General features: G+C 40.0%; 11 protein-coding genes. All 11 read left to right on the forward strand.

Annotated elements, in window-relative coordinates; translation table 11 throughout:
• Positions 1-46: 46 nt before the first annotated feature.
• The 11 genes from SPD53_RS07935 (at position 47) to SPD53_RS07985 (ending at position 13,455) form a co-directional block, all read left to right on the forward strand.
• On the forward strand, positions 47-1,318 hold the full coding sequence (locus SPD53_RS07935; RefSeq protein WP_336252223.1) for an extracellular solute-binding protein: 1,272 nt from the start codon (positions 47-49) through the stop codon (positions 1,316-1,318).
• 73 nt (positions 1,319-1,391) lie between these two features.
• Complete coding sequence (locus SPD53_RS07940; RefSeq protein ID WP_336252188.1) at positions 1,392-2,696, forward strand: sugar ABC transporter permease; 1,305 nt, start codon at positions 1,392-1,394, stop codon at positions 2,694-2,696.
• Between the two features lie 2 nt (positions 2,697-2,698).
• Positions 2,699-3,550, forward strand: a complete 852-nt coding sequence (locus SPD53_RS07945; protein ID WP_336252189.1) for a sugar ABC transporter permease — start codon at positions 2,699-2,701, stop codon at positions 3,548-3,550.
• 33 nt (positions 3,551-3,583) lie between these two features.
• Complete coding sequence (locus SPD53_RS07950; protein ID WP_336252190.1) at positions 3,584-4,462, forward strand: DUF1189 family protein; 879 nt, start codon at positions 3,584-3,586, stop codon at positions 4,460-4,462.
• 13 nt (positions 4,463-4,475) lie between these two features.
• A complete protein-coding gene (locus SPD53_RS07955) occupies positions 4,476-5,501 on the forward strand; it encodes a LacI family DNA-binding transcriptional regulator (RefSeq protein ID WP_336252191.1) in 1,026 nt (341 codons plus the stop codon).
• A gap of 87 nt (positions 5,502-5,588) precedes the next feature.
• Positions 5,589-6,620 (forward strand): Gfo/Idh/MocA family protein, encoded by a 1,032-nt coding sequence (locus SPD53_RS07960; protein WP_336252192.1) that lies wholly within the window; start codon positions 5,589-5,591, stop codon positions 6,618-6,620.
• A 5-nt stretch (positions 6,621-6,625) separates the two neighbouring features.
• Entirely contained in the window at positions 6,626-7,660 is a 1,035-nt protein-coding gene (locus SPD53_RS07965; protein ID WP_336252193.1) for a Gfo/Idh/MocA family protein, read from the forward strand.
• A 15-nt stretch (positions 7,661-7,675) separates the two neighbouring features.
• Positions 7,676-8,644, forward strand: a complete 969-nt coding sequence (locus tag SPD53_RS07970) for a sugar phosphate isomerase/epimerase family protein (RefSeq protein WP_336252194.1) — start codon at positions 7,676-7,678, stop codon at positions 8,642-8,644.
• Between the two features lie 69 nt (positions 8,645-8,713).
• Entirely contained in the window at positions 8,714-10,384 is a 1,671-nt protein-coding gene (locus SPD53_RS07975) for a glycoside hydrolase family 13 protein (protein ID WP_336252195.1), read from the forward strand.
• A gap of 79 nt (positions 10,385-10,463) precedes the next feature.
• Complete coding sequence (locus SPD53_RS07980; RefSeq protein WP_336252196.1) at positions 10,464-11,453, forward strand: ROK family glucokinase; 990 nt, start codon at positions 10,464-10,466, stop codon at positions 11,451-11,453.
• A 451-nt stretch (positions 11,454-11,904) separates the two neighbouring features.
• Positions 11,905-13,455, forward strand: a complete 1,551-nt coding sequence (locus SPD53_RS07985) for a class I adenylate-forming enzyme family protein (RefSeq protein WP_336252197.1) — start codon at positions 11,905-11,907, stop codon at positions 13,453-13,455.
• Positions 13,456-13,495: the final 40 nt, after the last annotated feature.

Raw genomic sequence — 13,495 nt, forward strand, 5'->3', positions numbered from 1 at the left:
AATTAATCGACAAAAAACGAGAAAGAGGAGATGTAAAATGAATACAATGAATTGGAAAAAGTTCACATTAAGTATGATTATGGTTACAGTTCTGTTTCTAGCAGCTTGTAGTAGTGGCGAAAAAGACAAATCTGATTCATCCAATTCAACGGATGGAGGAGAAAGTACGGGATCCGCAACATTAGAAGTTGGGGTGGAGGATGATTATGTCGGCTTTATAGAGGAAATAGCTCCTGCATTTGAAGAAGAACATGGTGTCACCATTAAGGTTTCAGAAAAAGACATGTTCGACACGTTGGAGGCGTTACCATTAGATGGTCCAGCTGGACTTGCACCGGACGTTATGATTGCTCCTTATGACCGTGTTGGAAACTTAGGCCAACAAGGACATTTAGCGGAATATACGTTCCCTGAAGATGGAAGATATGATGAAACCGACGAAATGCAAGTGACATTTGAAGAGAAAATTTACGGCGCTCCATTCGTTATTGAAGCATTAGTCCTTTATTATAATAAAGATTTACTAGACGCGGCACCGGAAACTTTTGAGGAATTGGAAGCTCTAATAGATGATGAGCGTTTTGCATTTGCTTCCGAAAGTGGTAAGAGTACTGTATTCTTAGCAAATTGGTTGGATTTCTATAGTACATATGGACTCCTTGCAGGATATGGTGGTTATGTGTTTGGACAAGACGGAACAGACCCGACAGACATTGGCTTGAATGATCCAGGCGCAATTGAAGGAATCGCGTATGCAACAGAATGGTTCCAGGATGTATGGCCACAAGGAATGATGGATGCTACATCTGCAGGAGATTTCATTGATGCCCAGTTCACAGGTGGAAACACTGCAGCTATTATCGGTGGACCTTGGCAAGCTGCGACTTATAATGAAGCGGGTGTCAATTACGGCGTATCCGCTATACCAACTCTTCCAAATGGTGAAGCTTACCAACCATTTGCCGGCGGGAAAGCATGGGTCATCAGTGACTATGCAGAAGATAAAGAGCTGGCGGAAGAATGGTTGACTTATGTAACAAACGAAGAAAATCAACAAATACTATATGATATGCGAGCAGAAATCCCTGCTAACAATTTCACAAAAGAAGAAGTCAGTCAAGGAGATAACGAGTTAACAAACGCGGTAATTGAACAATATAACACTTCTGTTCCAATGCCGAATATTCCTGAAATGGCTGAAGTTTGGACAGGTGCAGAAACATTAATGTTCGATGCTGCTTCTGGAAATAAAACGCCGGAAGAGTCAGCGAATGATGCAGTAAAAGTCATTCAAGAAAATATCGAACAAAAATATTAATAAGAAAAACAATGTAACGGCAGGGCCCAATTAGGCTCTGCCGGGCATTTTTGGAAAAGGGAGTGACACTGTTGTGGAACGTACAGAGGACGCGAAGAAGAGGGTAAGAACAGCGACATGGCTCTCGGTCATTCCAGGAATAGGTCAGTTTTATAACAAACAAACATTTAAGGGCATTGTCTTTCTAGCTGTATTCGGTTTGTTTATATATGAAATGATTGTGTTTGGTTTTGCTGCGTTTACTGGTATGGTTACGTTAGGGTTAACACCAGGTGAGGATCATTCTTTATTCTTACTCATAGAAGGATCCTTGCAACTACTTTTGACAGTTATATTTTTATTGTTTTATGCTATTAATATTTATGATGCGAGAAAAGTTGCAATACAAATCGTTGAGGGAAAGAAAATAAATAAAACGGCGAAAGATATTTTGAAGAATGTGTATCATAATGGTTTTCCTTATCTATTCACGATACCCGCTTACCTCGTTATGATTTTTGCAATTATCTTCCCGGTTTTAGTTACGATCTTTATCTCATTTACAAACTATGACTTTTATCATATACCCCCAGCTAGCTTAATTGATTGGGTTGGGTTTGATAACTTTATTAATATGTTCTTCCTCAGCTCGTATCGTGATACATTTATAGCTGTACTTGGTTGGACGATAATTTGGACACTAAGTGCCACTACATTACAAATAGCCGTCGGTATATTCACGGCAGTTGTGTTAAACCAGAAGTTTATTAAATTTAAACGGTTATTTGGAATTATTTTCTTACTCCCGTGGGCTGTACCTGCATTCATTACCATTATGAGCTTCTCAAATATGTTTAATGATAGCTTGGGAGCAATTAATTCACAGGTCATTCCGTTTATCAATTCGCTTGTTCCTTTTATAGATTTGGGAGCTTTACCATGGAAGACGGACCCATTCTTCACTAAGATAGCAATTATATTAGTTCAAGGTTGGTTAGGATTCCCTTATATTTATGTGCTGGTGTCGGGAATCTTGCAATCTATTCCAGAAGAACAATATGAATCAGCAAAAATTGATGGGGCTGGTCCAATCCAGCGCTTTCGACATATAACCCTTCCTACGATATTAATGATTGCAGCGCCAGTGTTTATTACGCAATATACCTTTAATCTGAACAACTTCAACATGATTTACCTCTTTAATGAAGGGGGACCAGGAAGTATCGGAGCAGGTGCGGGTTCAACGGATATCTTGATATCATGGATATTTAAGCTTACAACTGGAACATCACCACAATATTCAATTGCAGCAGCGGTAACATTATTTATTTCGATATTTGTCATTGCTATTGCGTTGATTGTATTTAAAAAGACAAAAGCATTTGAAATGGAGGATTAACGATGAGTAATTTATTCCGATCACAAAAATCTTCCCGATTCTTTACAAAGTTTTTCACGTATGCATTTTTACTACTGGTATCTGTGATTATATTGTATCCTTTGTTGATAACAGCAAGCTCCGCATTTAAAGCCGGTAACATCTCCGCCTTTGATCTCAATTTCGATGCGACATGGACATTGGATAACTTCAGGAGATTATTTACAGAAACACTCTATGGCGAATGGTATATTAATACGCTGGTCATTGCATTTGTCACGATGATTATCCAGGTGATCCTTATTACATTGGCTGGTTATACATTTAGCCGTTATCGTTTTATTGGCCGTAAGAAAAGCTTGATGTTTTTCCTACTCGTACAAATGATACCAACGACTGCTACTTTAGTTGCCTTCTATGTTATGGCATTACTGTTAGGTGCACTCGACCAAAGTTGGTTCTTGATGTTCCTTTACATCGGTGGAGGTATTCCGATGAATACATGGCTAATGAAAGGGTATTTTGATACGATACCATACGATTTGGATGAATCGGCAAAACTGGATGGTGCTGGTCACTTCAGGATATTCGCACAAATCGTGCTACCAATGGCAAAACCGATGATTGCTGTTCAAGCATTATGGGCATTTATGACACCGTTTGGCGAATACATGTTAGCTAAATTCCTATTGCGGTCACCTGAAAATTACACTGTAGCAATTGGATTACATACATTTATTAGTAATCCGCAAGAACAGAAAGTAGCACTCTTCTCTGCAGGGGCAATTTTAATTGCGATACCGATTAGTATCTTATTCTTTATGTTACAAAAGAATTTTGTTTCCGGTTTAACTGCAGGCGGAACAAAAGGATAATCGATTTAAATCATAGAAATGAAGTGAGTATAGATGAAAACAGATATATTCCCATTAAATTACTTTAAAAGTATATTCAGGCCTACCGACATGTTTACGGGGAGACATCAATTAAACTGGTTGCAAATCATTCTTGTATTTTTCTTTTTAAATGGTTTGATTTTGATCCCAGTGTCGCTGGAGTTTGCGAAAATGGATACTTACGAAATTGATGAAACGTATCCGAATGCGTTTGCACTTATTGATGACGCGACCGTGGCCTCATTAAAGAATGCAACTTTCTCTCAAGGGGAAATGGAGCATGTTCCTATCTTTTATCAAGAGAAAGAAACTGGTGTGATTGGCGGGAATTTATCAGAGGAGAAAAAAGAGCAAGCGCTGGAGATGGAAAATGCAGTCCTCTTCCAAAAGGAAGGCATAACGATCAAAGAGGCGGGACAGCCAATTGCAAACATTAAATATACTCGGGATTTCGATTTGTCGGGTGTAACCAATGAAAAAGAACTGCAAGCAGCGATTTCAAATCAATGGTTTACCCAGAATAAAGCAATCGTTGTAGGTGGCTTACTCTTTGCTGTTTTTAATATCGCATTTGCAAGCCTGCTCTTTTTTGTGATCGGTGCTTCATTCTTCATCTATTTAACGAAGAGAGGAGAGTCTTCATCAATAAGGACATATAAAGAATCGGTCAATCTAATTGTAAACACACTTGGATTAGCAACTTTAATCGCAATGATAGTGGGATTATTAGGATTCGATGTTATTGTCATTATTATGACACAGTCAACGGCTCTAATCTTTATTCTGCTCGCTGTGTTTTATCATACTCACTTCAGTGATGAGTACGTTGAAAGGAAACAACAACAGAAAACAAAAGACCCAGTATGGGAAGTCAGGCGATTAAAGAAGTGAGGTGAAATAGAGTATGGTAACAATAAAAGACATAGCAAAGGCAACAGGTGTATCACCCTCTACAGTTTCTAGGGTAATTGCCGATAATCCGAGAATTAGTCCAGATACAAAGAAAAAAGTACGAAAAGCAATGAAAAAGCTAGGTTATCATCCGAATATCCATGCACGAAACTTAGTTGCCAAATCAACAAAGGCAATCGGTGTTATCTTGCCGTCATCTGCTGACAAAGCATTGCAAAACCCATTTTTCCCAGAAGTATTGCGGGGAATTGGATCTGTTACACATAAGGAACAATATACGATGATGCTCTCCAGCGGACAAACGGAGGAAGAAATACTTGCGGAAGTTGAACGTATGGTTTATGGCAGTTATGTCGATGGTATGATCTTACTTTATTCCCGGATGAATGATCCTGTTACGCAGTTCCTGAGGGAAAGAGAATTTCCGTTTGTCATCGTTGGAAAACCCTATGAGAACATCAGCGAAACAACCCATGTCGATAATGATAACTTTTCAGCAGGGAAAGAAATTACCGAACATCTGATTGAACAAGGGCATGAAAAAATCGCTTTTATTGGTGGGGCGAGGGATTTATTCGTAACAGTTGACCGTGAGGAAGGCTATAAAGCAGCACTCGATGAAGCTGGACTAGAAAATAAAGAAGCGTATCAGATTCATACCGAATTTCTGAAATCAGGAGGACGGGAAGCAGTAGAGAGTTTATTAGCGCTTGAGACCCCTCCGACAGCGATTGTAATTAGTGATGATTTAATTAGCTTAGGTGTTTTAAGCATGCTTGAAGATTCAGGATTGCATGTTCCAAAGGATATTTCGTTAGTAAGCTTCAATAATGTATATTTATCAGAAATTACGCGTCCTGCATTAACAACAATTGATATACAAATCTATGAATTAGGCGCACAATCAGCTAAAGCGTTAATAGAAAAGACAGTTAATAAAAAGGAACCGGCAAAACGGATCATCATTCCGCACAACGTAATTTACCGTGAATCCGTAAGTGAATATAAGTCTGAGTGAATATGGAAGATTGACTAAACCCCTGCGCATGGAAAAGCGGATTCACCAGAGAAATAGCCGAGAAATAAACGAAGGAGGAATCGTCCTATGACAAAAATTCGTGTTGCTGTCATTGGCTGTGGAAGTATTGCAAAACACCGCCACTTAATCGAATACAACAATAACCCACATGTGGAGATTGTCGCAGTGTGTGACATTAATGAAGCAAGAGTAAAAGAAACTGCTGAAAAATATCATGCTAAAGCATATACAAGTTATGAAGCATTGCTGGAATCAGAAAATATCGATGCAGTGAGCGTCTGTCTCCCTAACTATTTACATGCAACAGTAAGTATCGCTGCCCTAAATGCAGGCGCTCATGTCTTATGTGAAAAACCGATGGCAACTTCCCGTGAAGAAGCTGAACAGATGATTGAAGCAGCTAAGAGAAATAATAAGAAACTCATGATCGGCCATAATCAGCGCTTCGTTTCTTCTCATCAAAAAGCAAGGAAATTAATCGAACAAGGTGAAGTTGGAAAAATTTATAGTTTCCGTACGAGTTTTGGACATGGTGGTCCAGAAGGCTGGAGTGCAGACGGAGCGGACAGTTGGTTCTTCAAAAAAGAGCAGGCCTTTATCGGAGCAATGGGTGACCTTGGTGTACATAAAGCGGATTTACTGCGTTATCTGTTAGGTGAGGAATTCGTAGAGGTAGGAGCTTTTGTCGAAATGAATGCGAAAGAAAATATCGATGTCGATGATAATGCAACGTTAATTTTAAAAACAACAAGCGGCATCGTAGGAACACTGGCAGCAAGCTGGGCATATACCGCAAAAGAAGATAATTCAACGATTCTTTATGGGGAAAATGCAACGTTAAGGCTTGAGGATGACCCCGAATACTCCCTTATTGTGCAATACAATAATGGGGAGGTAGTGAAGTATGAGTTGGATGGCATTCAATCGAATGAAGATGGTGGTCAAACAACCTCATATACAATCGATCATCTCGTCGAATCCATTCTTCATGATACAAATCCATTGATTGATGGCGAGGAAGGCAAGAAATCATTGCAAGTGATTCTAGGTGCTTTGGAATCAGTGGAAACGAAACGAATTATCAGCTTGGAGAAGTGAAATTGATGCGGAAATTGAAAATGGGAATCATCGGAGTAGGTGGGATAGCGCAAGATCGCCATATCCCAGCCTACCAGGCATTATCAGACAAAGTAGAAATTACCGCAATACAAGATCTTAAAATTACAAAAGCAAAAGAAGTAGCGAAAAAATTTAATATCCCTTACGTGTTTTCCAATTATGAAGAACTTTTTGCCGCCGTTGATGCGGTGACAATTTGCACACCGAATAAATTTCATGCAGAAATCTCTATCGCGGCATTAGAAGCGGGAGTCCATGTTTTATGTGAAAAACCGATGGCCATTACGGCCGAAGCGTGCGATTTAATGATTGAAGCAGCAAAGAAAGCGAATAAATGTTTAAGCATTGCGTATCATTATCGGTTCATGGAATCTGTTCAGCTGGCCAAACAAACAATGAAAGAAGTCGGGGACCCGCTTGTAGCAAGGGTCCAGGCATTGAGGTGCCGGAAAGTTCCAGGCTGGGGTGTGTTTACGAATAAACAATTACAAGGCGGAGGAAGTCTGATCGATTGGGGTTGCCATTTTTTGGATGCAGCACTTTGGCTATTAGATGAACCCAACGCAGTAGAAGTAACAGGAACAACGTATAACAGATTAAGCAAAACGCCAAATCAGCTCAACGACTGGGGCAGCTTTGATCATGAATCTTTTGATGTGGATGATCATGTATCTTCCTATATCCGATTTGAGAATGGTGCCTCTATGTTATTTGAATGCTCTTGGGCAGCAAATATAAAAGAAGATACGACAAATGTAAGCATATCCGGTTCGAATGGCGGATTGAATGTATTTCCATTTGAATTCTATCAGCCAAAAACTGGAGCATACCTAACAACCACAGCAAAAGTGGAAGATGATCAAGCAAAAGCAGGATTTCTTCAGGCTAAAAACTTTATTGAAAGCTGTCTTGGGGAAGCAGAATTAGTGAATAAACCTGAGCAAGCGAGAACGGTTACCAAAATAATTGAAGCGATTTACAAAAGTAGTGAAAGCAAATCAAGTATAACATTAAATTAACTGGAGGCGGTATCCATGAAATTAGGCGTATTTACAGTATTATTTAATGAAAAACCTTTTGAAGAAATGTTGGATCATGTAAAAAAAGCTGGATTACAAGCAGTGGAAATTGGTACTGGCGGGAACCCCGGTACTGCTCATTGTGATGTGGATGAACTACTCGCGAGTGAGGATAAACGGAAGGAATTTATCGATAAAGTCCATTCAAGGGGCTTAACGATCAGTGCATTCAGCTGCCACGATAACCCGGTTTCCCCAAATAAAGAACATGCAAAAAAATCCCATGATACGTTCGTGAAAACCGTGAAACTTGCACAACTGTTAGATGTACCAGTCGTGAACACATTTTCCGGCACACCAGGTTCAAGTGAAGATTCCCAATACCCTAACTGGCCTGTAACACCGTGGCCAACCGAATACACGGATATTTTCAATTGGCAATGGGAGAAAAAATTGATTCCTTATTGGAAAGAGCAAGCTCAATTTGCAAAAGATTATGGGGTGAAAGTTGGATTGGAACTTCATGCAGGTTTTCTTGTTCATACCCCTTATACATTGCTGAAACTTAGAGATGCAACGAACGACGCAATCGGTGCTAATCTGGACCCAAGTCATTTATGGTGGCAAGGCATTGACCCAGTTGCAGCGATTAAAATATTAGGTAAGGAAAATGCGATTCATCATTTCCACGCGAAAGACACATATATTGATCAAGATAATGTAAACATGTATGGCCTGACAGACATGCAGCCATATGCAAACGTCCAAACGCGGGCATGGACTTTCCGCTCAGTCGGATATGGTCATAGCATCCAGGAATGGTCTAACATTGTTAGTGCGTTACGGACATATGGTTATGATCATGTCTTAAGCATTGAACATGAAGATCCGATCATGTCAATTGATGAAGGCTTTCGCGCAGCAGTACGGAACTTGAAAGCGATCAATATGGAAGAGGCCCCTGCTAATATGTGGTGGGCATAATCTTGCTTTACAGGAAAAGAATTAGCTGACGCTCTACACGAAACCGTTCAGCTAAAGGAGGAAATAAGTATGACTAGCAAGTGGTGGAAGGAAGCGGTAGCCTATCAAATTTATCCGCGCAGTTTTATGGATACAAATGGAGATGGCATCGGGGACATCCAAGGTATCATCTCGAAATTGGATTATTTACAGGATTTAGGGATTGATGTCATTTGGGTCTCACCAATCTATCCGTCTCCGAATGTTGATAATGGTTACGATATTAGCGATTACCAAGGGATTTCACCCGAATACGGAACGATGGAAGATTTTGATGAATTACTGGAAGAGGTACATGCCCGTGGTATGAAATTGATTATGGACCTTGTCATTAACCATACATCAGATGAGCATGAATGGTTCATTGAATCCCGTTCTTCAAAGGACAATGCTTACCGGGATTATTATATTTGGCATCCTGGAAAAAATGGCAAAGCCCCGAATAATTGGGAATCTATCTTTGGAGGATCCGCCTGGGAGTACGATGAGAAGACTGGAGAATATTACATGCATGTTTTCGCCAGTAAACAACCAGACCTCAACTGGGAAAACCCGGAAGTTCGTCACGATTTGTATAAAATGGTGAATTGGTGGTTGGACAAAGGGATCGATGGTTTCCGAGTCGATGCGATTTCACATATTAAAAAAGTTCCCGGGTTTCCAGATATGCCGAATCCCGACAATCTAAAATATGTTCCTTCGTATGAGGGACATATGAATCGACCTGGAATTGAAGTTTTCCTGGAGGAACTGAGAAAAGAAACGTTTGATAAATATGATATTATGACCGTCGGAGAAGCGAACGGAGTCAAAGTTGAACAAGCGGATGCATGGGTCGGTGAGGAGAATGGCTTTTTCAATATGATCTTCCAATTCGAACACTTGGACCTTTGGGGCAAGAGTGCAACAGGCGGACTCGATATGCAAGGACTTAAAAAAGCGCTCAGTAAATGGCAAAAAGGTCTGGATGGTGTCGGTTGGAATGCGCTGTTCTTAGAAAACCATGACCAGCCTCGTTCTGTTTCCACATGGGGAAATGATACGGACTTGCGGGAAAAATCGGCAAAGAGCTTTGCAACCATGTACTTTTTAATGCAAGGAACACCGTTTATTTATCAAGGGCAAGAGATTGGGATGACGAACGTCGAGTTTGATTCCATTGATGATTATAATGATGTTGCAATTAAAACACTTTATAAAGAAGAACGGGAAGCCGGTAAGAGTCATGAAGAGGTAATGAAAATCATCTGGAAGAGCGGCCGGGACAACTCCCGAACACCGATGCAATGGAATAGTAAGGAAAACGGCGGATTTACAACGGGAACACCATGGATGAAAGTAAACCCAAATGTGAAGGAAATTAATGTAGAAGCCGAGCTGAAAGATCCTGATTCGATTTATCATTACTATAAAAAGTTGATTGAGCTGCGCCGTGGAAATGAGACACTCATATACGGCAGCTATGAACTTATCTTAGAAGAACATGAGCAAATTTATGCTTACGTGCGAACATTAGGCGAAGAGCAGTATGTTATTTTAACAAACTTATTGGATGGTACTGCCGATTTCGAGTTCCCTGAAGATTTACTAGGGAAGCAGGCTGAATTGCGATTAAGTAACTATCAGGTGGAAGAGGCTCATGAAACACTGGATACAATGACTTTCCGTCCGTATGAAGCCCGAGTGTATCAGATAAAATAAGACGTTGCTTGATCATGCAGGAGTAACCTACTCATAAGGAAGCAATCCGCTAATCTTACATGATAAGGAGTACATCTAAATGGATGAGTTGATGATAGGCATAGATATTGGTGGCACTACTGTAAAAATCGGCTTAATCAATCATAATGGAGAATTTTTAGTTAAGTGGAAAATACCAACGAACAAAGATAATGCAGGAAAGACAATTGTGAAAGATATTTGGGCATCGATCACGGATACCTTATCAAAACACAAAATAGAAAATAAAATCATCGGAATTGGCGTGGGCGCTCCCGGCTTTATACATCCAGAAACTGGTATCGTTGAAGAGGCTGTAAATATTGGCTGGAAAAACTTCAATCTGACAGAAGAACTTCACCGATTATCAAGTTTACCTGTATTTATAGAAAATGATGCTAATTTAGCAGCATTAGCGGAGAACTGGAAAGGGAGCGGCAACTCTGCTGAAAACCTTATTTTTATTACGCTTGGCACCGGCGTTGGTGGCGGAATTATCGCAAATGGAGAGATTTTGAACGGAACGAATGGCACTGCCGGTGAAATTGGACACATCTTGGTTACGCCAAACGAATACCGCCTAAACGAATACCGCTGTAATTGCGGAAGAGTGGGATGTTTGGAAACAATAGCTTCAGCAACAGGAATTGTACACATGGCCATGGATCATATAAAAGAAGCTCCTCATGGTGTACTCGCTGCTCGTTATAACCAACGTGGTATGTTAGAAGCGAAAGATGTTTTTGATTGTGCAACGTCCGGAGATGAAGCGAGTCAAAGGATTATTGATCGGATGAGCGATATGTTAGGTATGGCGATGGCAAATATGGCAGTTACGATCAACCCTAGTCAGATCATAATTGGTGGCGGCATCTCTAAAGCAGGGGAGCCGCTGCTCGCTAAAATAACAGCAGCATTCAAAAAGTATGCCCTCCCTAGGGTAAGTGAATGTTGTGAAGTGAAGCTCGCGCAATTGGACAATGATGCGGGAATGATTGGTGCGGCTTATCTTGTGAAAAGTCGATTTGGGAAGCAAGAGATTAAGCTGTAGTTTTTACTGAAATTGAAAATGATAATTTAGTAAATTGGTTGGGACATAACTATTCAAACATGGATTAAATCTGAACAAATCTACTGACTAGTTCAAGAATAGAAGGGGACTACTGTAGTAAGAAAGGCATCGATGAGACTTCGCAGTGCACCGCGCCCGAGGTGACTAATCAGCCGCTAAAGGAAGCGCGAAGTTATATTCCTGGAGCGGCTGTTGATGCTCCTACACTTTGTTTAGATCGATCGCCATATTTGGAAGTTATGTCTCGGCTATTATATAACTGGACAAACTGTTAACTATAAATTTCAGAATACTAAATATAGGTGGTATATACATAATAATCAATCTTGTGGTAAACTATAAAGTAAAACTTACTGAAGGGGAGGCAGGATTGAAAGAAAACATGGCTGTTCTCGTAGTAGAATTTAAAAATTCCGAGGGGGAATGACGGATGCAACAGATGCTTTTCAGCGACCCAATCAAATTAAATGCAATTCGCTATGGAGAAAAAGAAGCAATATCCTTTATGGAGAAGAGATTTACATATCACCAATTCAATAATCGTATTAATCAGCTGGGACATGCCTTGCAGCATATTGGAGTTAAAAAAGGTGATAAAGTAGCGTTTATGTTAATGAATTGCAATCAGTTATTTGAAATTGTCTTTGCATGCAGTAAAATTGGTGCAGTTTTTGTTCCGATTAATTCCAGGTTTGTTGGCCCGGAGATTAAACACGTACTAGATGATTCAGATTCGCTTGTTCTTATTTTCGATAGTCGGTTTTCAAATGAAATGATGGCTATTTCAAATGAGGTTCGAACGACAAGGCATTTTATAAGTGTTGGGGATGCAGCAGATATCACAGTTTTCGAGTATGAAGCATGGATTTCTGGTTTTTCGAATGAGGAACCTGTCCCATCTGAAACTTTATATGAACTTGATAGGATATCGATCATGTATACTGGTGGAACAACTGGCCGTCCAAAAGGAGCTGTAAGAACACATCGAAGTTTATATTTGGTTGCTTTGCTTTTTAGTATCGAGTTCTCCATAGGAAGAAATGGTAAAGGCTTGGCATCAGGTCCATTATATGGTGCAGCAGCCTTTTCAATTGCGTTGCCAAACTTTTTTGTCGGAAACCCGGTTCATATCCTAGAAAAGTTTCATCCGATTGAAGTTCTAGAAGCAATTGAAAGAGAAAAGCCGACTTCTACTTTCCTAGCCCCGCCAATGTTTGAAGCCATTTTTTCGTTGCCGGAAAACATTCAAAATAAGTATGATGTTTCATCCTTGCAATCTATAATCTCTGTGGGAGCACCTCTCCATACAAGTACAAAAAATAAAATCATGAAATACTTCAATACTGCGGACCTTAACGAATTTTACGGAGCAACGGAACTTGGTGGTGCTACAAACTTATTCCCGGAAAACCAAAGGGATAAAAACCGTTCTGTTGGAGTACCGATGCTTGGCATGGAGGTGAAGCTTCTGGATAAAGCAGGGAATACTGTCCAATCTGGCGAGGCGGGAGCATTTTACGTAAAGGGAATTACCTTGTTTGAAGAGTATTATAATAGACCTGAGGCAACAGCCGAATCATTTAAAGGCGAATGGCTCGGTTTAGGCGATATAGGTGTACAGGATGAAGAGGGATTTTACTATATCGTTGATAGGGAACAGGATATGATTCTTTCAGGTGCTATAAATGTTTACCCTGCAGAGATTGAAGAAGTTCTACATGAGCATCCTAAAGTTGCAGACGTGGCAGTCATTGGTCTACCTCATGAAAAATGGGGAGAGATACCAATTGCCATTATAGTTTTAGGAGAAGGTGAATCTGCAAATCAAGAGGAGATAATAGATTTTTGTTCCGGGAAATTAGCTAAATATAAGATCCCGCACCGCGTTGATTTTGTAGATGAACTGCCGAGAAATTTACAAGGAAAGTTACTAAAATATCAGTTGCGTGAGAAATATATAAACAATGTAACGAGTGAATAAGCCGATTTTCAATTGATAGGTGAAGGGTCGAATAAAATAC

The organism is Oceanobacillus sp. MO10714A (assembly GCF_037072045.1).
In the GTDB taxonomy this organism is placed as follows: domain Bacteria; phylum Bacillota; class Bacilli; order Bacillales; family Amphibacillaceae; genus Oceanobacillus; species Oceanobacillus indicireducens.